This is a genomic window from uncultured Maricaulis sp., from assembly GCF_963975345.1.
Taxonomy (GTDB): domain Bacteria; phylum Pseudomonadota; class Alphaproteobacteria; order Caulobacterales; family Maricaulaceae; genus Maricaulis.
Genome location: NZ_CAXBGE010000004.1, coordinates 61,122 through 83,037, shown reverse-complemented (window position 1 = coordinate 83,037; position 21,916 = coordinate 61,122). Strand labels below are relative to the sequence as shown.

Below are 21,916 nucleotides of genomic sequence, written 5' to 3'. Positions count from 1 at the left end.
GATTTTTTTCCAATGACTTTCTATCCCGATGAACGCATCGGCATCTTCATTGATGGTGCCAATCTGTTTGCGACCACCAAAGCGCTCGGCTTCGATATCGATTTCAAACGCCTTCTCGAGGAATTCCGCAAGCGTGGCCGGCTGATCCGGGCCAATTATTACACTGCCCTGCTGGAGCATGAGGAGTATAATCCGCTGCGTCCGCTGGTCGATTGGCTCGACTATAATGGCTTCCACGTCGTCACCAAGCCGGCCAAGGAATTCACCGATTCCGAGGGCAATCGCCGCATCAAGGGCGATATGGATCTCGAGCTCGCCGTCGACATGATCGATGCCGCCGATTATCTCCAGCACATCATCCTGTTTTCCGGCGACGGCGATTTCTGCCCCGCGATCGCGGCGGCGCGCCGGCGCGGCGTGCGGGTCAGCGTTGTCTCCTCGATGAAAACCAAACCACCGATGATCGCCACCGAGCTGCGCCGGCAGGCCGATGATTTCATCGAGCTGCTCGATTTGCAGCACATGATCGGCCGCCCGGAGAACCGGCCCGAAAACCGGCCCGACAGTCGGACGGATGGCACGGTATGAGCGTGCCGCCCGAACCGGCGCCAGATTGTCCGCTCTGCCCGCGATTGGTTGCCTATCGTGAACGCAATGCCGTGCTGTTTCCCGACTGGCATAACGGCCCGGTCAATTCCTTTGGACCCGATGATGCGCGCCTGCTGATTGTCGGTCTGGCGCCGGGCCTGCGCGGGGCCAATCGCACTGGCCGTCCCTTCACTGGCGACTGGGCCGGCGACCTCCTGTTTGCGACCCTGGCCAAACATGGCTTCAGCAGGGGCGCTTACGGGCTCGATGCCGATGACGGTCTGACCCTCGAAGACGTCATGATCACCAATGCGGTGCGCTGCGTGCCGCCGGAGAACAAGCCGGTTGGGGCCGAAGCCAATGCCTGCCGGCCGTTTCTGGTCAGCCGGATCGCCGCCCTGCCGCGTCTGACCGCCATTCTGGCGCTCGGCAAGATCGCCCATGACAACACATTGCGCGCGCTCGGTCAGCGCCTGGTCAGCGCGCCATTCGGCCATGCCGCCGCCAGCGATATCGACACCCCGACCGGCCCGCTGCGCCTGTTCAGCAGCTATCATTGCTCGCGCTACAACACCAATACAGGCCGTTTGACCGAGCCGATGTTCAGCGCCGTTTTTGCCGATATCCGCCGCTTCCTCGACGCAGATGCGCAGTAGCCAGCCAGCTGTGGATAACAAGGTTAATGAAATGATATCGCGGCTCTACCCTTGACGACACCATCGCGTTGGCGCGCCGAACCAGCTTTTCCAGCCAGGTTATCGATCGTGATGTCGAAATGGCAGCAGGCGCGTTGAATTTGTCACGACAGGCCGGATTGTAGAAGCCAACGACTTGACCGTGATAGCGGGTCAGGCTGTCCACCCGCACCGGTTTGCCCGACCATGGGCAAATCGCATTTATGACAACTTTCAGCTCTAGCCTTGCCATTGCAGCCCTCCCAAGTGGCGGTAAAAGCCACTGGCTATTCTTTTTCACTGATGGCACAAATGACAACATGCCAACCTTTCCTGCCAATACGCCCCTGATCGAACGTCATATCGCTTTCTTCCTGTTCGAAGGGGTGAAGCTGCTCGACGCGACCGGTCCACTCCAGGTTTTCGCTGATGCCAATGAGGTGTTGGGCTATGACGCCTACATCACCACCCTCGCCTCGCATCATGGTGGCCCGGTCAAGACCGATACCGGCATTCTGCTCAATACGCGCCGTGTCGCAGGCGTCGGGCTCGACGAAACCGATACGCTGATCATCTGCGGCGGCGACGGCGTTTACACCGCCAGCCGCGATAATCGCCTCGTCGCATCGCTGCTACGCGCGACCGAGCGATGCGGCCGCATCGCCTCAACCTGTACCGGCGCTTTTCTGCTCGGTGCCGCCGGTCTGCTCGACGGACGCCGCGCCGTCACCCATTGGCGCCGCTGCGAGCAATTGGCCGAAACCTGCCCGAAGGCCGAAATCGACCCTGACCCGATCTATATCGAAGATGATGGCGTGTGGACCTCGGCCGGCGTCACCGCCGGCATCGATCTGGCGCTGGCGATGGTGGAAGCCGATCACGGCCGCGACGCGACGCTGGAACTGGCCCGCAATCTGCTCGTCTATATCAAACGCCCCGGCGGCCAGGCGCAATTCAGCGAAGCGCTCAAGGAGCAGACCCGATCCGCCAGCGGCCGCTTCGATGCGCTACATTTCTGGATGCGCGACAATCTCACGGCCGACCTGCGGATCGAGGCCTTGGCCGAACGCTCCGGCATGAGTGCGCGCAATTTCGCACGCCTCTATATCCGAGAAACCGGTGACACGCCGGCCCGCGCCGTCGAACAATTTCGCGTCGATGCGGCCCGGGTAATGCTGGAAGACGTCAAATTGAGCATCAAGACGATCGCCACCGCCTGTGGCTTCGGCAATGACGAACGCATGCGCCGCAGCTTCGCCCGCCTGATGGGCGTCACGCCGCAGGCTTATCGCGACCGATTTGCTGCGACTGCACATGAATAAGGCTAATATTTCCTTTCTGCCTCGCAAATAAGTTAATCCCTGACATCGCCAAACTTCTGGTTGTACCGTCGCCGCAGATCTTGGCAGCCTCGACGATTCGGGGCTTGCGAGAGATTTGATACCTACCGGAGACGCTGTAGCGAATGACATCTGGAACCCGCGCTCCGGTCCTCGACCTGATACAGACGCAAGGCTTTCTCGCGGTGCTCGCCCTGGCATTGATCCCTGCTGTACTGATGTTGGCCGGTATCGATTTTTCTGCAATGGCGTCTACAGGCACCTCCGAAGCTGCGAAGGCGCCAGCTGTCCAAGACCATTATCAGGCGCTCCGGGGGGCGATCATACACGCCCTGCTCGAATGGAGTTCGGTGGCCTTCGCTCTCATCGTCGCAGCGCTGGCTTTCTTGCACTATCGGGTCAGTGGCGAGATAACGGCGCCAATTATCGGCCTCGCCATGCTTTTTTCCGGGGCGATGGACGCATTTCATACCCTCGCCGCGATGCGCTTGATCCACGCAGCCGCCCCCGACGCCGATTTCATACCCTTTACCTGGGCGCTGTCGCGCAGCTTCCACGCGCTGATCCTGCTCGTCGGGACGTTGCTAGCCCTGCGCGTCGCGCGAGCCGGAACCACCCCCTCACCCAAGACACTGCCCAGGGTCGCCCTCGCATTCGGCTTGGTCGCGCTCAGTTTGATCATCATCACCGCCACCGTCCGCGATCTGCCGAGCACCCAGTTCGAAAACTCCCTGGTAAGCCGTCCTTATGATCTGTTTCCCCTCGCGATTTTTCTTCTGGCTGCGCCATTTCTGGCCCGCCTGTATAAGGCAACGCCAAACCCGATGACCGCGTCATTGATCTTTGCGCTCATACCGGCCATTGCCCTTGAGATTCACATGGCCTTCGGCTCGCGAGTCCTCTTCGACTCCCATTTCAATGTCGCTCACGGGCTGAAGATTCTCGAATACGCCGTTCCCTTCATCGGGGTGACCGCAGAATATGTTCGCCAGAACGCCCAACTTGTCCGGGCACGCGAAGACGCAATTCTCGCCAACAAGGCGAAGAGCGCTTTCCTGGCCAATATGAGCCACGAAATCCGCACACCGCTGAACGGCGTGCTCGGCATGGTGCAAGCCCTCTCGGAGACGCCCCTCACGCCCAAACAAACAGAGATGCTGAACCTGGTGACCGGTTCCGGGCGCGATCTGACGGATATTCTCAATTCCATCCTGGATCTTTCCAAGATGGAAGCCGGCAAATTCGAGTTGGACGAGCAGGCGTTTGCGCTCGAGGACTGCCTCGAGAGTTCGATCGCCCTGCACCGGTATGCCGCCACGGAAAAGACCCTGAGCCTGAACCTCGTCATCGATAAAAGCTGCCGGCACACCTGCTATGGCGACGCACTGCGCATCCGGCAAATCATCCAAAACCTGGTCGCCAATGCGATCAAATTCACCCATCACGGATCGATCACCATAAGCGCCGAGTGTCGACCGGACCCGCAGGGTGGTGACCGGGAAACGCTCCAATTGCGAGTGGCCGATACCGGGATCGGGATCGCTCCCAAGCATCTGGACCGCTTGTTCAACGCGTTCACCCAGGCCGACAATTCAACCACGCGCCGGTTCGGCGGAACCGGGCTTGGCCTGTCGATCATCAAATCACTGGCCGAGCTGATGGGCGGGAGCGTCCGTGTCGCGAGCCAACTCGGTCAGGGGGCGACGTTCACCGTCGAAATCCCGCTTGTTCGACTGGATGCCAAGCCCGGCGAGATACCCGCCATTTCCGCCGACCTGCCGCCCACCGATGCTGCAGCGGGTGCTAACCGCTTCAGGCTGGCTGAGATGCGCGTTCTCGCCGCAGAAGACGTCAAGACCAACCAGATCGTACTGCAGGCGCTTTTAGGCCCGCGTTGCCAATCACTGGATTTTGCAGAGAATGGCGAGACCACGATCAAGCGTTGGCGCGACCTCCGGCCCGATCTTGTCCTGATGGATAAACACATGCCGGTGATGGACGGTTTGACCGCGATCCGCGCCATCCGCGACGCCGAACTGCAAGAAAAACTGCCGCGCACCCTGATTATCGCCCTGTCCGCCGACACGCTGAGCCATCATGTCACCGAGATGCTCGAAGCCGGCGCGGATAGTCATGTCGCCAAACCGATCAACCTCGACCTGCTGCTGTCCACGATCAATCGTGAGGGTGTGAAAAGAGCGGCCTAGCCGTGATCTTTCATTAGTCGTGATTTCTGTTTGTTCCACTCGCGGTCCTTGATCGTCTGGCGCTTGTCGATATTGCGCTTGCCCTTCGCCAAACCGATCTCAAGCTTGGCGATGCCGCGATCATTGAAATAGAGCTTCAACGCAATGACGGTGCGCCCTTCGCGGGTGACCGCACCGATCAGCCGATTGATTTCCTTCTTCTTCAACAACAGCTTGCGGTGACGCCGCGGCTCGTGATTGAAGCGGTTGGCGGGGGCGTATTGCGGGATATCGGAATTGATCAGCCACAGGCCTTCGCGCTCGGGGCTGACATAGGACTCCGCGATATTGGCGCGGCCCTCGCGCAAGGATTTGACCTCCGAGCCCATCAGCATCAGGCCGGCCTCGAATGTCTCTTCGATCTCGTAATCATAGCGGGCGCGGCGATTGAGCGCGACGGGCCGCGTATCGGGCTTGCTCATGAGCGATCCAGCAATCCGGCAATCACCATCGCCTTGCGTACCGCCAGTTTCGACGCCTCATCCGGCTCAGTCAGCGGCAGACGCATTTCTGTCCCGGTGACGCCGAGCAGGCTCATCGCATATTTGGTCGGTCCGGGGCTGGACGAGGTGAACAGCGCGTGGTGCAGCGGCGTCAGCCGGTCGTTCAACTGCCGCGCCCTCTCCCAATCACCCGCAAGGGTCGCGTCCTGGAACTGCGCACACAGAGCCGGAGCGACATTCGAGGTTACGGAAATCATGCCGACTCCGCCGCAGGCATTGAAGCCAAGCGCCGTTGGATCATCGCCGGACAGCTGGGTGAACCCCTCGCCGATCAGACGGCGATGGTCGGAGACGCGCGACATATCGCTTGTTGCGTCCTTGATGCCGACCACATGCGTCAGCCCGGCGATGCGCGCCACTGTCGAGGCCCCGATATCGATCACGGTCCGACCGGGTACATTATAGACAATGATTGGCAGATCGACGGCGTCATTAATCGCCCTAAAATGCTGGTAGAGCCCCTCGGGATTGGGCTTGTTGTAATATGGCGCAACCACCAGTCCCGCATCGGCACCAAGCGCCTTGGCGCGGGCCTGGTTCTGAATCGCGACACTGGTCGAATTCGATCCGGTACCGGCGATCACCGGCACGCGGCCGGCGGCGGTCTTCACCACCAGTTCGACCACGCGCATATGCTCATCAAAGCTCAGCGTCGCAGATTCGCCCGTTGTGCCGCACGGAACCAGCCCATGACTGCCGGCGGCAATCTGGCGTTCACACAGTGCGATTACCTTGTCCTCATCGACGGCACCGTTCTTGAACGGTGTGACGAGTGCGGTGATGGAGCCCTTGAACATGTTTTGGTCCCGAAGTCCGGATTATGAGCTGGCAAGCATAAGGGCGCCGCTGCCTGCGGCCAAGCGTCCTCAACAAGGCTGGACAGTGAGGGGCATTCGGGCCGATGATGGTAGCGTTAAACTATCAGGATCCGTGTTGCGACCCATGATTATCCGTTGTCTCTCGGCATTGTTAGTGCTCTCCTTCGCGCTGCCGGCGCAAGCCCAGGCACCGACGCCGCGCATGCGGCCCGAGCCGCAGAATTATTCCACCTATCTCAGCGACGCTGATTTCAACCTGTTTCGACAAGGCCTTGATGCGGCCGATGATGAGGATTGGGAGCTGGTTGCCGATACTCGCCTGCGCCTGAGCGACACAGCCGCGCGTAGCGTCCTGTTATGGCGCACGGTGTTGAACAATCCACGCGCCACCTTTCTGGAGCTCAATCTCGCCCTTGACGAACTCGACAATTGGCCGCGCGACAGCTTCATCCGCACCGAGGCCGAGTCCAAGATCACCGATTCCGGCCTCAGCCCGCCCTTCATCATCAGCTGGTTCGAGGCCAATCCGCCGACATCCGGGCGCGGCAGTATCGCCATGGCCGAAGCCCTGTTGGCCGATGGCCGCACCGAGGAAGGTGAAGCGCTGCTGCGCGAAACCTGGCGCACCAGCTATCTGTCGCTCACCGCGCAGAGCGAAGTTTACCGCAATCACGACTCAGTCCTGACCGCCGCCGATCACCAGGCGCGGATCGACTATCTGATCTGGTCCAATCAAATGTCGGCAGCGCGGCGCGTTCTGCCGCTGCTACAAGGCACCGACCACGATCTCGCCGATGCACGGCTGCGCCTGGCCGGGCGCCAGAGCGGCGTTGAGCGCGCGGTTGAACGCATCCCGGTCAGCCTGCAGAACGACCCTGGCCTGACCTATGAACGCGCCCGCTGGCGTCGCCGCTCGGGCATGACCGATACGGTCCTGCCCCTGCTGCTGCAATTGCCCGACGCCCATTCCGATCCCAACGCTCTCGGTTTGATGTGGACCGAGCGCAAGCTGATGATCCTGAACCTGATCCGCGATCAGGATTTTGCCACTGCCTATCAACTCGCCCAAGCGCATGGCATGCAATCCGGCGCCGATTTCGCCGACGCCGAATTCATGGCCGGCTGGCTGGCCCTGATTCATCTCGGCCAGCCCGACCAGGCGATGACGCACTTCACGCGTCTGCGCGACAATGTCTCGACGCCCGTCTCGCTGTCGCGCGCATCCTACTGGATGGCCCGCGCCGCCGATGCGGCCGGCAATCCGGAACTGGCCGCGACCTATTACGCCGAGGCCGGCACCCACTCGACGGCCTATTACGGCCAATTGGCGCTGGCACAACTCTCTGACGGCCCTGCCCAATTTTCGCTAGAGGCCGAGCCGGTGCCCGACGACGCGGCCCGCGTCGCCTTTGAAGCGCGGCCGCAAATCCGCGCCATGCGTCTGCTCGCCGAGCAGGGCGAAGATTATTATTTCCGCCTCTTCATGTACCGGCTCGACGATCAGGTTACAGACCCGGTCGAAGGTGTCTTGCTGGCCAATCTGGCGAATGAGTATCTGCAAACCCGCCAAGCGGTCCGGGCCGCCAAACAGGCGCGCCTCAACGGCATCATCCTGCCGCAAAGCGCCTATCCGACGATCAGCCTGCCGGCGTCTGCTGACAGGCTGCCGGAAAGCGCGCTGGTGCATTCCATCATCCGCCAGGAAACCGAATTCTCTCAAGACGCCGTGAGCGGCGCCGGGGCACGCGGCATGATGCAATTGCTGCCCTCGACAGCCCAGGCCACAGCCCGCTCAATCGGCGCGCCCTATCGCTTTAATTGGCTGACCGATGATCGCGACTACAATATCTCGCTGGGCATGCACCATCTCGAAGACGTGGTTGACCAGTTTGACGGCTCCTACGTGCTCGCCCTGGCCGCCTATAATGCCGGTGCCCACCGCGCCAATCGCTGGATCGAGAATTACGGCGATCCGCGCGATCCCGATGTCGATCCCATCGACTGGGTCGAGAGCATCCCTTTCTCCGAAACGAGAAACTACGTCCAGCGCGTGCTGGAGAATGTCCAAGTCTACCGTACCCGTCTGATAGACGACGCCCCGGCGCCGCTTATGATCGAGCAGGATTTGCGGCGTGGAGCGCCCGGGACTGTGCCGGAATAGGCTGGGAAACCCGAAAACCTACTGCGCCCTCATCCCAGCTCCAGCGCCCGCGCAAATACCGCCCGATCCACATTACCGCCCGTTGCGATCACGCAGACGGTTTTGCCGGTGACATCCAGCTTGCCGGTCAACACGGCGGCCAGCGCGACCACGGCGCCCGGCTCGATCACGATCTTCAAATGCCGCCAAGCGTAGGCCATTGCGGCCAGCACTTCGTCATCACTGACGGCGACGCCACCACTGAGCTGGCGGGCATTAAGCTGCCAGGTCAGCTCGCCGGGTGTCGGGGTGATGATGGCGTCGCAGATCGATCCGGTCAGACGCGCATTGGCGACGCGCTCGCCTGCCTCGAGCGATCGGCGGTGATCATCAAACTCAGCCGGCTCGGCGGCCCAGATCTGCGCATCCGGATGGGCATGCTTGACCGCCAGTCCGGTGCCAGCAATCAGCCCACCGCCACCGGCGGGGGCCGAGAGGATATCGGGCGCCAGACCAAGCTCAGCCAGCTGCTCGACCACTTCGAGCCCCGCCGTGCCCTGCCCGGCAATGATGAATTTGTCCTCATAGGGCGGCACCAGAATGCGGCCCTCCTCGGCCGCGATCCGCGCGCCCATTTCTTCGCGCGATTGGCTCGCACGGTCGTAGGAGACCACCTTGCCACCCCAGAAGCGCACGCCCTCAACCTTGGCCACGGGCGCATCGGCGGGCATCAAAATGGTGGCGTGGGTGCCGACCAACCTTGCCGCCGCAGCGACGCCCTGGGCGTGGTTACCGGAGCTGTAGGCGATGACACCGCGAGCCTTTTCCTCGGCATTAAGTCTGGAAATCCGATTATAAGCGCCGCGAAATTTGAAAGAGCCGGTGCGCTGCAGGCACTCAGCCTTCACGAAGATGCGCGCGCCGAGCCGTTCGTCGAGGACATCATTGCGCAAGAGCGGCGTGCGCACGGCCTGGCCGGCGAGCTGGCGCGCGGCGTCGAGCACATCGGCATGGCCAGGAAGATCGAAAACTGCAGACGCCATGGTCTCAACACTCCGGATCGGGCCGAAACCGGCCGCCAAACACGCTTAAACGCATAAGCATTTCAGCACTGCCGCGCAAAGGGATTGCGCGGCGGGGCGGGAAGCCTTTTGATAAGAAAAAAACAGAGCATTGCGAAATTGGTTGATATCCAAGGGGAGACACGATGACCTTGCGCGCACACATGATGGAACGTCCGTTGATGATTTCGGACATTCTGGTCCACGCCGCCCGATGCCATGGCGATCAGGAAATCGTCACCCGCCTGCCCGAAAGCGGTCTGATCCACCGCCAGGGCTATGCCGCCACCCACCAGCGCACCAAGCAATTGGCCAATGCGTTGCAGAAAAAACTGAAAGTCCGCGAAGGCGACCGCGTCGCGACAATCGCATGGAATTCACACCGGCATTTCGAGCTCTACTACGCGATTTCGGGAATCGGCGCGGTAATTCACACCGTCAATCCGCGGCTCGACCCGAAACAATTGATCTGGATGCTCGATCACGCCCAATCGAAAACCGTCTTCTTCGACAAAACGTTTGCGCCGCTCGTCGACGCGATCTCGAAACAATGCAAGTCCGTGCGCCACTGGGTGCTGATGACCGATTCCACCTATAAGGACGGCGTTGCGACCAAATGCCTGACCTATGAAGAGTTGATCGCCGACCAGAGCACGCAATATGACTGGCCGATGTTCGACGAGAACACTGCTGCGGGCCTTTGCTACACTTCCGGCACGACGGGCGACCCCAAGGGCGTGCTCTATTCCCACCGCTCCAACGTACTGCACGCCATGGCCTCCTCTGCCTCCGACGTGATCGGCGTCGGTGCCCGCGGCACGCTGTTGCCCGTGGTGCCGATGTTCCACGTCAACGCTTGGGGCATCCCCTATGCGGCACCGATGAACGGCGCCAAACTGGTCATGCCCGGCGCCCAGATGGACGGTGCCAGCATCCACGAGCTGATCGAAGCGGAAAACGTCAATTACGTCGCCGGCGTGCCGACCGTCTGGCTCGGCCTGCTGCAATTCCTGCAGAAAACCGGCAAGCGCATCGACAGCGTCGAGCGCGTCCTGATCGGCGGCTCGGCGCTGCCCGAAGCGTTGCTGCGCGCCTATGAGGACGAGTATGACGTCGTCATGCAGCAAGGCTGGGGCATGACGGAAATGAGCCCGCTCGGCACCGTCAACAATCTCCTGCCCAAGCACGACAAGCTGGACCGCGAGGCCCAGATCAAGGTCAAACTGAAACAGGGCCGGCTGGTATTCGGCGTCGGCATGCGCATCGTCAACGATGCCGGCGACATTCTGCCCTGGGACGGCAAATCCTCCGGCCACGTCCAGGTGCAGGGCCCGTGGATCGCCTCGTCCTATTATCGCGGTGCCGGTGCGGAGAGCTTCACCGATGATGGCTGGTTCAAGACCGGCGATGTCGCCTTCATGGACGGCGATGGTTTCATGACCATCACCGACCGCTCCAAGGACGTGATCAAAACCGGCGGTGAATGGATCTCCTCGATCGATCTGGAAAATGCGGCAATGGGACACCCCTCTGTGGCCATGGCCGCCGCCTTCGGCATGCCCCACCCGAAATGGCAGGAACGGCCCCTGCTGGTCGTCCAGCTCAAGGAAGGCGCCGAACCTGATGCCGCTTCGATCATCGACTATCTGCGCGGTCAGGTGCCCAAATGGTGGCTGCCCGATGCGGTTGAATTCATCGCGGAAATGCCAATCGGCGCGACTGGCAAAATCCTCAAGACCAAGTTGCGCGAAATCTATGCCGGCTATGAATTCCCGTCAGTGGAGAGCTGATCCGACAGTCTCATTGTCAACACGAGCAGGCCCTGGGCGACCACCCGGGGCCTGTTTGCGTCAGGAGGGATTGGTGCGCATCCAATCCCGCATCATGGGCCTTGTGCCGGGTCGTGGTTCGGCGTAATTTCATATCGAAAGTCGATAAGGAAACCACGTTATGGAGTATCATCTGATGGGGCCGGAAGGCGCAATCGCCGTTTTGATCATTGGCTTCCTGCCAACCCTGATCGCCCTGCTGCGCGGCCATGACAACAGCTTCGCCATCTTCCTGACCAACGTGCTGCTGGGCTGGACCGGGATCGGTTGGCTCATCGCCCTGATCTGGAGCTTCACTGCCATCCGCCGACGCGTGCGCCCTTAATCCCCCGATTCCAGCATCATGGCGACGGTGTGAAATGGCTTCTTGGATGCGTTGACGGCGTTGGCGGCCGTGATAGCTCCCTCAGCCGCATGGCCGACGAGCACTATCATGACCAGTTTTTCGCCCTCGGAATCGATGGCAATTTCCTCAAGATAGTCCGCCGCCGCCGGGATATGGACCAGCGTTTCCAGCCCCATTTGATGGAAGGCCGAGACCAGAAAGCCTGTCGCGATGCAGGCCGAATCGGTGACATGCAACTTGCGTCGACCGCTCGTCTCGGCACCAAGCGGCGTCTCATTGGCGAAGATCGCGATCAGCCAGGGTGCCTCTTCAATCACCGCGCAGGGATCGGGGCGCCAGCCGGGCAACTTGTTCGCTAGCCAGGGCTTGTTATCGTTTTGCACGAGGAACTCATCCCATTCCTCCTCCGCCAGCTGGCGCACCGCCTTGCGGATGTCGGGATCGGAGATCGCCACGAAGCGCCAGGCCTGAAGATTGACTCCGCTCGGCGCACTGACCGCGATTTCGAGCCCGGCCCGGATCACCTCCCGCGGCACCGGCGTGTCGGCGAAAGCGCGCACCGAACGCCTTGTCTGCATTTGCCGTGATAATTGCTGCGCACGCTCGATCAACGCGCGTGTCGCCCTATCCCCATCCGATGCTGTCATTGCCCGCTCCCGCCTAACCCAAACGACAAGTGCGACCGTTCAGATTTTGAAGTAAAACCAAGCGCGGGAACAGCATTGCCTGCGGATAACATCGGGCATTGTTATTAACATGGCATGTATTCAGAAGCGATGACGACACCGACGTTTCACCCCGGAACGAGCCTATGAAATAAAAGCGCCACTGCTACAACCAAGTTGAAATTTCGCCGACCGTTTTCTTGATCAACGCATGCTCGGGCACCGTCGCATCCTCGGCCGGATAACCGGCGACAATCAGCATGAAGGGCTTCTCATCGAGCGGCCGGCCACAAATCTCGGTGAGGAATTTCATTGGGTTGGGTGTGTGGGTCAGCGTCACCAGACCGGCCTCGTGCAAGGCCGCCAGCATGAAGCCGCAGGCGATGCCGACGCTTTCATTGATATAATAATTCTTCTTCGATTGCCCGATGCGCTCGCCGCCACGTTTCTGGGCGAAGACGGCGATCAGCACGGGTGCGGTCTCGAGGAAGGGTTTGGCGCTATCGGTGCCGAGCGGCGCCAGCGCCTCAAGCCATTCTTCGCCGCCCTTGCCTTCATAGAAGGCTTGTTCTTCTTTTTCCGCCGCTTCACGCAGGGCTTTGCGCCGCTCCGGATCACGGATCACGACGAAATGCCAAGGCTGGTGATTGGCCCCCGAGGGCGCGGTGCCGGCGGCATCAATGGCATGCCCGACGATCTTCGCATCGACCGGCCGGTCGGCGAAATCGCGCACGGTGCGGCGGCGCTTGAGATGCCGCGCGAAGGCGGCTGCCCGGCTGAGCATTTCAGCCGGGGCATATTCGACATAATCGGTCAGCGGCACGCGCTTGGCATCGCCCTGGTGTTCATCAATCATGGGCTCAGCTCCAGTCCAGGATGACCTTGCCAGACTTGCCCGAACGCATGGCGTCAAACCCCTTCTGGAACTCATCCGCTGAATAGCGGTGAGTGATCACGCGGCTGACGTCGAGCCCGCTTTCGAGCATCGCGATCATCTTGTACCAGGTCTCGAACATTTCGCGGCCATAGACGCCCTTCAGTGTGATCGCCTTCAAGACTAGCGAGCCAAAATCAACCGGGATCGGCTTGGACGGCAGACCGAGCATGGCGATCTTGCCGCCCATCACCATCGCGTCCAGCATCGCGCCGATGGCCGTCGGTGCGCCGGACATTTCCAGCCCGACATCAAAGCCTTCGCTCATGCCAAGCTCGGCCATCACTTCTTTCAGGCCAATCTCGGCGACATTGACGGTGTGGACGCGTGGCACGACCTGGCTGGCCAGGTGCAGGCGGTGAGTATTGATGTCGGTCAGCACGACATGGCGCGCGCCGACATGGCGTGCGATGGCGGCGGCCATAATGCCGATCGGGCCAGCGCCGGTAACGAGCACGTCTTCACCAACCAGATCGAACTGCAGCGCCGTGTGTACCGCATTGCCGAGCGGATCGAGAATCGCGCCGAGCTCGTCGGTCACTTCCTCGGGCAGTTTGACGACATTGAAGGCTGGCAGAGCGAGATATTCGGCGAAAGCGCCGGGAATATTGACGCCGACACCTTGGGTATCGGGATCGAGATGGAAACGGCCGGCGCGTGCGGCGCGCGACAAAGTGCCGACAACATGGCCCTCGCCCGAGACGCGCTGGCCGATCTCGACGCGTTTCACATTGGCACCCCGGTCGACGATCTCGCCGGAATATTCATGCCCGACCACCATCGGTGTCGGCACATTCTTGGCGGCCCAATCGTCCCAGTTATAGATATGGATATCGGTGCCGCAGATCGCGGTTTTATGGATCTTGATCAGCACATCGTCCGGGCCGATTTTCGGCATCGGCACGTCCTGCATCCAAATGCCTTCTTCGGGCTTTGCCTTGACCAGGGCCTTCATGGCGTTTCCTCGCGCTCGTGATGTTGCGACGCGTCTGTCGGTGACGGCGCAGATTTGTCGCGAAGATACAGCACCGCCGCCAGAGGGAAAGTCAGCATGAAAGGAATGAGCAGCGTGCTCATGATTTCAGCGACCTGACCATTGGACCCGCTCAGCCAGGTCGCGCCGATTGCGAGGGCCGCGATTATGCTGGGGATCGCCAGCAGGCGCCGCTTGTCCTGCCACATCAAGACGCTGAACAGGGCCGCATAAAGGCCAATCAGCCCCCACTTGATCCAGGTATGCCCGTGCAGAGCGGCCAGCAGTCCGGCGCGCGGCGCATCACCGGCGGATATCTCCGCCAACAGCCGGTTGAGCACGGCATTTTCGGCCCAATCGGCACCGATGGTGACCACCGCGACCGCAAGGGCAGCCCAAGCCAGCCAGCGCCCAGGGCGTCGCAGGCCGAGCGCGAGAAAGAACAGCGCCGCCATGCCGGCATAGGCGAGTGGGAAGAAGCGGTCGAGCGATTGGGTATGGACCAGGAAGGCGCGCAGCCCGGCCGCCGAATCGCCCTGCAAGAAGGTGAGCTCATCGGCCGAACGGGCAAATTCGAGCGCCAGGATCGGGGTTTTGAACCCGGCCGCCATCGGCGCCGCACCGAGATCAGGCGCCGAGCCGAACAGGATCGGGAAGACCAGCGTCGCGACGGCAGCCAAAATCGCTGCGATGAAGGCCAAATTCGATGCACGCATAGAGCTTTATCTCCGCCCGATTGTTCCGCACCGGATCAGGCCGCAGCGGGCGGGCAAGGTCAAGGGCGATGGCACGTCAGTGGGCTTTTCCTGGACTTCCGATATACTCAAGCATGAACCGGGCGCCGCTTGCATGAGGCTGGGGGCAGAGCGAAGGTTCCAGACTGCAATGAGGTGTGGCGTGAGAGTTGTCATGTTCGGATTGGCGCTGATGGCGGGCCTGGGCCCCATCGCAGCAGCTCAGGAGCCCACACCACGCGGCCGGATCGCCCTCTCCTTCGACGACGCGCCGCGCGGACCCGGTCCGCTCTATTCCGGCACCGAACGCGCCGAGGTCCTGCTCGCAAGCCTGCGCGCCGTGAACGCGCCGCCCGTCGTCTTCTTCGTCAAGACCGAGGGGCTTGATACCGAGGAGGGCCGGTCCCGCATCAGAGCTTATGCAGACGCTGGCCATCTCATCGCCAATCACACCAATAGCCACCCATGGCTGAGCCGAACCGACGCCGACGCCTATATCGCCGAGATTGATCTCGCGGAGACGCGGCTGGATGGACTGCCCAACCGACGCCCCTGGTTTCGTTTCCCCTATCTGGATCAGGGCACACCGCTCGAAAAGCGTGATGCCGTGCGCGCAGCTCTGACCGAGCGCGGTCTGCGCAATGGCTATGTCACGGTTGATGATTACGACTGGTATATCGAAAGCCTTTGGCAGGCGGCGGTGCGCTCCGGGCGGCAGGTCGATCAGGCAGCGCTCGGCGCGGCTTATGTCGAGATCATCCTGGGCGCGGTGGACTTCTATGACGCGCAGGCCCTGACGGCCCTTGGGCGTTCGCCGGCCCATGTGATCCTGCTGCACGAAAACGATCTGGCAGCGGAGTTTATCGACGAGTTGATCGTAGCCCTGCGCGCGGCTGGCTGGACGCTGATCAGCCCTGACGAGGCCTATGCCGACTCGATCGCGGCGATTGAACCAGAGACCTTGATGACCCGTCAGGGTCAAGTCGGCGCCCTGGCTGTGCAAGCTGGCATCGAGCCGGCCACGCTCACCCACAGGGCAATCGAAGAGGCGCAAATCGAGGCCTTCCTGGAAGAGCGCCACGTCTTCTCGTCGCCGGACCACTAGCGGGCGGCCTCAAGCCCTCAATCTACCAGACGCCGCACAACCTCATCACCAATCGCCAGCGAAGAGGTCAGGCCCGGGCTTTCAATCCCGAACAGGGCGATCAGGCCGGCGAGGCCGTGGGCATCGGAGCCATCGATGCGAAAATCGGTCTGTAGTTCGCCCGGCCCGTGCAGCTTGGGGCGAATGCCGGCATAATCCGGCACCAACGCCTCATCCTTGAGGCCGGGCCAGAAGCGGCGGATCGTGTCGTAGAAGGCCGCGGCGCGCGCCGGATCAACGCTGTAATCAAGCGCATCAACGAAATCGAGATCGGGGCCGAACCGCATCTGACCGCCGAGGTCACGCCGATAATGCGTGCCCAGCGCGCCGGGAATCGGCAGCGGATAGACCAGGTGTTTGAACGGCGCCTTGCCGGCACAGGTGAAATAGACGCCCTTGCCATAATGCAGGGCCGGGATTTGCGCGGCCGGAAAGGTCTCGACCGTGGCAGCGGCAGCCTGGGCCCCGAGGCCGGCGGCGATGACGAGATAACGCGTCGTCACTTCCGTCGCCGCCTCACCGGCGGTGCGGACCACGAAGCCGCCGCCCTCGAGCGGTGTTGCGCCGGCAAAGGGTGTATTGACCACCACCGCCCCGCCCAGCGCCGAGATTTCACCCGCCAGATTGGCCATATAGCCATGGCTGTCCATCACACCGCTCAAGGGTGAGAGGATCGCCGCTGTGGCATTGAGCTCGTGTTCCAGCGCCCGCGCCTGCTCACCGCTGAGGCGTTGCAGGCCTTCAACGCCATTTTCCTGCGCCTGCTTCAGAATCGCTTCGAGCCGTGCCGCCTCGTGCGGCCGGGTCGCCACGACCAGCTTGCCGCAGCGCTCATGCGCGATGTGGTATTTGTCGAGATAGGCGTAGAGCAATTGCCGTCCAACCACGCAGAGCCGTGCTTTCAGCGAACCTGTCGGATAGTAGAGCCCGGCATGAATGACTTCGGAATTGCGCGCCGAAATGCCCTGCCCGATAGCCGCCTCGGCCTCCAGCACCAGGGTCTCATGCCCGCGCAGCGCAAAGGCCCGGCCAGTCGCCAAACCGACAGCGCCAGCCCCAATGATGATCGCGTCTGTCTCGAAAGCCATTCAGTCCCCTCCGCCGCCCCTCTTCCATCCCCGAGCCACAAGACGGTGTCAACAGGATCGCAGGCGCGGCCTCACCCCTTGGCGAGCCCCGCCAGCAGGGCCGGCGGCATCACCGTCTCGATATTGAGCTGACCCTTGAGGCCGGCCTCGCGGTGCACCGCGATGTCCTGCCAAGCCGGCGCCATCGACATGCGCAAAAGCGCGGCGCGATCAGGATACATGATGATCGCCACCTCCTCCCAGAGCTCCTCGACCTGGCCGAGGGCGAGGAAGGTGGTGTTGCCCACGAAGACCAGCTTGCCGCCAAACTCCGGCAGGACTTTCATGATCGCCTTGCCGTAAATATTATAGGCCTCGCGCCCGGTCAGCGCGCACTCGCGCCCGTCGGCATATTCGGCCTTATCCTTGAATTTCAACATATTGACCATGAAGACCGGCCCGGCAGGACCGGGCTGCATCATTTCGTCGATCTGTTTGGGATCGGTGGGGAGGACTTCGTTGGTGACTTGCATGGTGTGGGCTCCGGGGTGGGTGCTGGGTTTCCGGGTCGGGACACGTACCAAAGGTACATGTCCCTTGGCGCTAGATGACCCCCAGCTCCTTGCCAACCTTGGTGAAGGCCGCCACGGCGCGATCGATCATTTCCGGGGTGTGGGCAGCGCTCATCTGGGTGCGGATGCGGGCCTTGCCCTTGGGGACGACCGGGAAGAAGAAGCCGGTGACATAGACGCCCTCGCCCATCAGCTTGGTGGCCATTTGCTGGGCCAGTTTGGCATCGCCGAGCATGACCGGAATGATCGGGTGTTCGCCCTCCAGGAGGTCGAATCCGGCCGCTGACATGCCGGCCCGGAAACGCTTGGCATTGTCGAACAGGCGGGCGCGCAGGGCATCACCCTCGGCGACCATGTCGAGCGCCTTGAGTGAGGCGCCGACAATCGCTGGCGCCAGCGAATTGGAGAAGAGATAGGGCCGCGAGCGTTGGCGCAGCATGTCGATCACTTCCTGGCGCGCCGCGGTAAACCCGCCCATCGCTCCGCCCAGCGCCTTGCCGAGCGTGCCGGTGATGATGTCGATCTGGCCGAACACGCCGCAATGCTCCGGCGTGCCGCGCCCCTTGGCACCCATGAAGCCATGCGAATGGCAATCATCGACCATGGTCAGGGCATCATATTTCTTCGCCAGGGCGACGATCTCGGCCAGTTTGGCGATATAGCCATCCATCGAGAACACGCCATCGGTGACGATCAGGACGTGGCGGCAGCCATCGGCCTTCGCCTGCTTGAGCTGGACTTCCAAGTCGCTCATGTCGGAATTGGCATAGCGATAGCGTTTCGCCTTGCACAGACGCACGCCGTCAATGATCGAGGCATGATTGAGCGCGTCGGAAATGATCGCGTCCTCTGCGCCCAGCAGGGGTTCGAACACGCCGCCATTTGCATCAAAGGCCGCCGCATAAAGGATCGCATCCTCGCAGCCGGTGAAGGCGGCGATCTTGGCTTCGAGCTGTTTGTGGATGTCCTGGGTGCCGCAAATGAAACGCACCGAGGCGAGGCCGAAGCCGTGGCTGTCGAGCGTATCCTTCGCGGCCTGGATCAGCTCGGGTCGGTTGGCGAGGCCGAGATAATTATTGGCGCAGAAATTGATGACGTGATGGCTGGTACCGTCCGCCGTCACATCGATTTCGGAGAATTGCTCCGAGGTGATGATCCGCTCGCGCTTGTAGAGCCCATCGGCGTCGATACGGGCGAGTTCTTCGGTCAGGTCGGAATAGAAAGCGGCGGACATGGCGGGGGCTCCTGGGGCGGGATTCGTTGGGGGCAGTTCTATTAGGCCGGCCTCCGATTGTCATCCCGGCGCGCGATCAATTGCCTGCCTCAAGACGATAACCCCAGATCAATCAACAAACTGCTCGGGATAGATCCACCACCAGGGCACCGGATTTGGTCCCATGGCCTGCTCGACAATGGCCGGGTAAATCAGCTCGGCGCGTACCGAATTGGCCAGCAGCACGATGCAGCGCTGGGTTTCCTCGTGGCAAATGGCGCGATTGCCGGTCCAGGGATTATGCCCGCCCTTGTCGAACCAGACCCCGTTTTCGTCGTGATAGACAATCAGGCCAAGCCCGCCCGACAGCCCGATCGCCGCAGCGCGGGGGTCCTCCGCTGTCGTGATGGTCGGAAATTGACTAGGTGAGCGAATGACTTGCGACGGCGCGATGAATTCATCGCGCGACGCCTCGCTCAGCCCGTCACCGGTCACGAAGCCGGCCCACATCCGCGCCTGATCGGCGATGCTGGTATCCATCGAGCCGGCAGCGGAGACGCCTGAGCGCTCGTCATGCGGCTCGAACGTGCCGTCCATCGCATAGCCGTCGGCGAGGTTGTCGCGGAAGTCCGGGCGCCACTGCATCGAGGTGTCGGTCATGCCAAAGCGATCAAAGATGCGCGTCTGCATTTCCGCTTTCAAATCAAGGCCCAGACCTTCCTCAATCACGTGCTGGAGAATGTAGAAGCCTTCGGCGGAATAAGTCTGGCGTTCGCCGGGCGCGAAGTGAAATTGCAGCCGACCGTCCTCCTCCAGCCAGCGAAAATTGGCGAAGCCGGTTCCCTGGGACAGGATGATCCGCGCCGTCAGATCGCGCCATTGCGGCTGATCGGCCAGATCGGCCCACTCCTCATAGTCCGGCAGCGGGCGCGGCAGGTAGTCCGCGATCGATGTATCGAGATCAAGCCGGCCCTCATCGACCAGCATCAGCACGTAATAGGCAAAGGCCGCCTTTGTCAGCGAGGCGCCGTACATGATGGTGTCGGTTTCAAGCGGCCATTCATGCTCCTGGTTGCGATAGCCAAACGAGGCAACATGCTCGACCTCGCCGGCGTCGATGAGCGCATAAGCCAACCCGACGACTTCCTGGTCCGCCATCAGCTGCTGGATCGATGCATCGAGCCCGGCGATTTCGGCATCTGTCCAGCCATCAGGCTGGGCGTGGGCGGCGGCGGTCAGGGCGACCAGTGAGGTCGCGGCGGCGAGCAGGGTACGCATGGGCGTTTCCTTCATGTTGCTTGAAGGAAAGCTAGGCGCGTTGCGGACAGGTGGGTAGCGGGAAACTGGCGGGAGCGATCCCGTGCGGGGGAGGTCAACAAACTCCGCCACGTACCGGTAGGAGATACAAAGTAATTGACTTGTGTACCGACAAACGGTACACCCCTCACAACCGGGAGCGCAACGGATGATCCGAAGCTGGGCCGACAAGCGGACACGGCAAGTCTTCGAAGGTCAGGTGCCGAAAGGCTTCCCGGCCGAGCTGGCGGCACGGACCCGGCGTTTGCTGGAGCGGATTCATGCGGCACATGCAGTCCGCGATTTGCGCTTCCCGCCATCGCACCGATTGCACCGCCTCACCGGCGATCAGGCCGGTCGTTGGTCGGTTTCGGTGAATGACCAATTCCGGGTGACATTCGCCTTCAGGGGCAATGACGCCCACGAAGTGCGGTTCGAAGATTATCATTGAGTTTTGCGTTGAAAGGGCGGCAATCATGACCAATACATTCAAGACCCCGACCCATACGGTCGGCGAACATCTGGCTGAATTCATGGACGAACTCGCCATCAAGGCGCCAACCCTGGCGCAACAGCTCGCCGTGCCCCGGTCGCGCATCGTCCGCCTGCTCGAGGGCGCGCGCTGCGATGGTGACATGGCCCTGCGACTGGCGCGCTATTTCGGCACCACGCCGCAATACTGGATCAATCTGCAGGCGCTGCGGGATCTGTCCGAGGCGCAAGTGAACCACGGCGCCGCGATCATCGAGGCGATCACGCCGCACAAGGCGGCTTGAGGCGGGGATAGGCAGCGACGAACGCCGACGAGCCTGCGCTTTTTCGCTTTGACCTCCGTCTCGCTTTGCTAGAATTGAGCCATGGCTACACCAATTCGAATTCGATCAGTACTGGCCTTCCTCATTGCCCCGCTATCCGTTGGCTTGCTCTTCTTCGTAATCTTGCCGTTTCTGACGTCGCCATCGGAGGGAATTTTTGCCCTCTTCTTCTCTGCCATCATTGGCTATCCTGTCGCAATTGTTCTTGGAACTCCGACATATATTCTCCTCAACAAACTGGGATGGACCGGGTTATTCCCCTACACACTCGCGGCTGTCGCGTTTTCGGTCATTCTGATCGGCGCGTTCCTTGTGGCGCCGGCACTCACACCACCATATTCCGCCGTCATTGAGCTGACATCCGAAACGCGGATCGTGCAAATGTCCGCTCTGACCGGTTTCATCTCTTTCAGCGTCCTCGTCTTCTGGCTCATCGCCAGGCCTGATCGAGCTGCTGGGATCCAGCAAGTTACCTGAAAATTGCGCGCCCTGGCGCAGGCCAAACCATTGATCGCTTGTCAGCCAAGGGGCCACCGGGGTTCAGCGCCGTCAAGGCCGCCTTCGGCGCCGCGAAGCGGGCATGCGCCTTGACGGCGCTGACCCCCGGTGGCGAAATCCCGGCAAGCGGTGAATGGGTTATTCCAGGCCCGAGGGTCTGAATTTCTGAACCAATGCGATTGCCGGTCCTGCCGAAGCGAGCGCAAGCCTAGGCTGCCGACCGGCCCCGACGGCTGGCGATGATGACACCGCCCAGCCCAGACAGGGCGGCCAGCAAGGCGATCCAGAAATAGAGAAAGCTTGTGTCGTGGTGCACGACGCCGTCGATGAAGCACCGCCCGTTCTCGTCGAAGCAGGCGCGGTGGTTCCGGTACATCGTCACAAATAGCCAGCCGAACCAGATCGCCAGCAAGGCGGATGACAGAGTCCATATCTAGGCGAGAAGTCTGATCAATGCGGC

24 protein-coding genes are annotated in these 21,916 nt (G+C 61.6%); 11 read left to right on the top strand and 13 right to left on the bottom strand.

Features of this window, described 5'->3' with window-relative positions; genetic code table 11:
• Positions 1-12: 12 nt before the first annotated feature.
• Positions 13-588, top strand: coding sequence for an NYN domain-containing protein (locus tag AAC029_RS05345; protein WP_339744784.1), 576 nt, complete (start codon positions 13-15; stop codon positions 586-588).
• On the top strand, positions 585-1,244 hold the full coding sequence (locus tag AAC029_RS05340; protein ID WP_339744781.1) for a uracil-DNA glycosylase: 660 nt from the start codon (positions 585-587) through the stop codon (positions 1,242-1,244). The genes AAC029_RS05345 and AAC029_RS05340 overlap by 4 nt, the downstream gene beginning before the upstream one ends.
• On the opposite strand, the gene AAC029_RS05335 is transcribed toward AAC029_RS05340, so the two are convergent.
• On the bottom strand, positions 1,192-1,584 hold the full coding sequence (locus AAC029_RS05335; protein WP_339744779.1) for a hypothetical protein: 393 nt from the start codon (positions 1,582-1,584) through the stop codon (positions 1,192-1,194). The two genes, AAC029_RS05340 and AAC029_RS05335, sit on opposite strands and share 53 nt — an antisense overlap.
• On the opposite strand from AAC029_RS05335, the gene AAC029_RS05330 reads away from it, so the two are divergent.
• Together AAC029_RS05330 and AAC029_RS05325 are read left to right on the top strand one after the other, a co-directional pair.
• On the top strand, positions 1,583-2,584 hold the full coding sequence (locus AAC029_RS05330; protein WP_339744776.1) for a GlxA family transcriptional regulator: 1,002 nt from the start codon (positions 1,583-1,585) through the stop codon (positions 2,582-2,584). The two genes, AAC029_RS05335 and AAC029_RS05330, sit on opposite strands and share 2 nt — an antisense overlap.
• A gap of 143 nt (positions 2,585-2,727) precedes the next feature.
• Positions 2,728-4,809 carry an ATP-binding protein gene (locus AAC029_RS05325; RefSeq protein ID WP_339744773.1) on the top strand — a complete coding sequence of 694 codons (2,082 nt, stop codon included), beginning with the start codon at positions 2,728-2,730 and terminating at the stop codon, positions 4,807-4,809.
• Here AAC029_RS05325 and smpB read toward each other — a convergent pair.
• The gene (smpB, locus tag AAC029_RS05320) at positions 4,806-5,270 is read right to left on the bottom strand and encodes an SsrA-binding protein SmpB (protein WP_339744770.1); all 465 of its coding nucleotides are present in this window, start codon (positions 5,268-5,270) and stop codon (positions 4,806-4,808) included. The genes AAC029_RS05325 and smpB overlap by 4 nt on opposite strands.
• The gene (gene dapA / locus AAC029_RS05315) at positions 5,267-6,148 is read right to left on the bottom strand and encodes a 4-hydroxy-tetrahydrodipicolinate synthase (protein ID WP_339744768.1); all 882 of its coding nucleotides are present in this window, start codon (positions 6,146-6,148) and stop codon (positions 5,267-5,269) included. Before dapA ends, smpB begins: the two co-directional genes overlap by 4 nt.
• 145 nt (positions 6,149-6,293) lie before the next feature.
• On the opposite strand from dapA, the gene AAC029_RS05310 reads away from it, so the two are divergent.
• Entirely contained in the window at positions 6,294-8,330 is a 2,037-nt protein-coding gene (locus tag AAC029_RS05310; protein ID WP_339744765.1) for a lytic transglycosylase domain-containing protein, read from the top strand.
• A 29-nt stretch (positions 8,331-8,359) separates the two neighbouring features.
• Here the strand turns inward: AAC029_RS05310 and AAC029_RS05305 are convergent, their stop codons facing one another.
• Positions 8,360-9,352 (bottom strand): threonine/serine dehydratase, encoded by a 993-nt coding sequence (locus tag AAC029_RS05305; RefSeq protein WP_339744762.1) that lies wholly within the window; start codon positions 9,350-9,352, stop codon positions 8,360-8,362.
• Between the two features lie 164 nt (positions 9,353-9,516).
• Between AAC029_RS05305 and AAC029_RS05300 the strand changes: the two genes are divergently transcribed.
• Together AAC029_RS05300 and AAC029_RS05295 are read left to right on the top strand one after the other, a co-directional pair.
• Positions 9,517-11,160 (top strand): long-chain-fatty-acid--CoA ligase, encoded by a 1,644-nt coding sequence (locus AAC029_RS05300; protein WP_339744759.1) that lies wholly within the window; start codon positions 9,517-9,519, stop codon positions 11,158-11,160.
• A gap of 160 nt (positions 11,161-11,320) precedes the next feature.
• Complete coding sequence (locus AAC029_RS05295) at positions 11,321-11,524, top strand: superinfection immunity protein (RefSeq protein ID WP_339744757.1); 204 nt, start codon at positions 11,321-11,323, stop codon at positions 11,522-11,524.
• Here AAC029_RS05295 and AAC029_RS05290 read toward each other — a convergent pair.
• The 4 genes from AAC029_RS05290 to AAC029_RS05275 all read right to left on the bottom strand — a co-directional run bounded on the left by AAC029_RS05290 (position 11,521) and on the right by AAC029_RS05275 (position 14,833).
• On the bottom strand, positions 11,521-12,192 hold the full coding sequence (locus tag AAC029_RS05290; RefSeq protein ID WP_339744754.1) for a nitroreductase family protein: 672 nt from the start codon (positions 12,190-12,192) through the stop codon (positions 11,521-11,523). The two genes, AAC029_RS05295 and AAC029_RS05290, sit on opposite strands and share 4 nt — an antisense overlap.
• A 184-nt stretch (positions 12,193-12,376) precedes the next feature.
• Positions 12,377-13,066: a nitroreductase family protein gene (locus tag AAC029_RS05285; protein ID WP_339744752.1), complete on the bottom strand. Its 690-nt coding sequence runs from the start codon at positions 13,064-13,066 to the stop codon at positions 12,377-12,379.
• 4 nt (positions 13,067-13,070) lie between these two features.
• The gene (gene tdh / locus AAC029_RS05280; RefSeq protein WP_339744750.1) at positions 13,071-14,099 is read right to left on the bottom strand and encodes an L-threonine 3-dehydrogenase; all 1,029 of its coding nucleotides are present in this window, start codon (positions 14,097-14,099) and stop codon (positions 13,071-13,073) included.
• Entirely contained in the window at positions 14,096-14,833 is a 738-nt protein-coding gene (locus tag AAC029_RS05275) for a hypothetical protein (protein WP_339744748.1), read from the bottom strand. Before AAC029_RS05275 ends, tdh begins: the two co-directional genes overlap by 4 nt.
• 193 nt (positions 14,834-15,026) lie before the next feature.
• Here AAC029_RS05275 and AAC029_RS05270 point away from each other — a divergent pair, with 193 nt between their 5' ends.
• Positions 15,027-15,956 (top strand): polysaccharide deacetylase family protein, encoded by a 930-nt coding sequence (locus AAC029_RS05270; protein WP_339744746.1) that lies wholly within the window; start codon positions 15,027-15,029, stop codon positions 15,954-15,956.
• Positions 15,957-15,973: 17 nt separating this feature from the next.
• On the opposite strand, the gene AAC029_RS05265 is transcribed toward AAC029_RS05270, so the two are convergent.
• From AAC029_RS05265 to AAC029_RS05250, 4 genes are all read right to left on the bottom strand, one after another.
• Entirely contained in the window at positions 15,974-17,083 is a 1,110-nt protein-coding gene (locus AAC029_RS05265; RefSeq protein WP_339744744.1) for an NAD(P)/FAD-dependent oxidoreductase, read from the bottom strand.
• 71 nt (positions 17,084-17,154) lie between these two features.
• Positions 17,155-17,595, bottom strand: coding sequence for a DUF1330 domain-containing protein (locus AAC029_RS05260; RefSeq protein ID WP_339744742.1), 441 nt, complete (start codon positions 17,593-17,595; stop codon positions 17,155-17,157).
• A 70-nt stretch (positions 17,596-17,665) separates the two neighbouring features.
• Positions 17,666-18,868, bottom strand: a complete 1,203-nt coding sequence (kbl, locus tag AAC029_RS05255) for a glycine C-acetyltransferase (RefSeq protein WP_339744738.1) — start codon at positions 18,866-18,868, stop codon at positions 17,666-17,668.
• Positions 18,869-18,976: 108 nt separating this feature from the next.
• Complete coding sequence (locus AAC029_RS05250) at positions 18,977-20,125, bottom strand: serine hydrolase domain-containing protein (protein WP_339744735.1); 1,149 nt, start codon at positions 20,123-20,125, stop codon at positions 18,977-18,979.
• Positions 20,126-20,312: 187 nt separating this feature from the next.
• Here AAC029_RS05250 and AAC029_RS05245 point away from each other — a divergent pair, with 187 nt between their 5' ends.
• The 3 genes from AAC029_RS05245 (at position 20,313) to AAC029_RS05235 (ending at position 21,435) form a co-directional block, all read left to right on the top strand.
• On the top strand, positions 20,313-20,594 hold the full coding sequence (locus AAC029_RS05245; RefSeq protein ID WP_339744732.1) for a type II toxin-antitoxin system RelE/ParE family toxin: 282 nt from the start codon (positions 20,313-20,315) through the stop codon (positions 20,592-20,594).
• A gap of 25 nt (positions 20,595-20,619) precedes the next feature.
• Positions 20,620-20,919, top strand: coding sequence for a HigA family addiction module antitoxin (locus tag AAC029_RS05240; RefSeq protein ID WP_339744729.1), 300 nt, complete (start codon positions 20,620-20,622; stop codon positions 20,917-20,919).
• An 81-nt stretch (positions 20,920-21,000) separates the two neighbouring features.
• The gene (locus AAC029_RS05235; RefSeq protein ID WP_339744726.1) at positions 21,001-21,435 is read left to right on the top strand and encodes a hypothetical protein; all 435 of its coding nucleotides are present in this window, start codon (positions 21,001-21,003) and stop codon (positions 21,433-21,435) included.
• A 229-nt stretch (positions 21,436-21,664) separates the two neighbouring features.
• Here AAC029_RS05235 and AAC029_RS05230 read toward each other — a convergent pair whose 3' ends face one another.
• The gene (locus tag AAC029_RS05230; protein ID WP_339744723.1) at positions 21,665-21,832 is read right to left on the bottom strand and encodes a hypothetical protein; all 168 of its coding nucleotides are present in this window, start codon (positions 21,830-21,832) and stop codon (positions 21,665-21,667) included.
• Positions 21,833-21,916 lie beyond the last annotated feature (84 nt).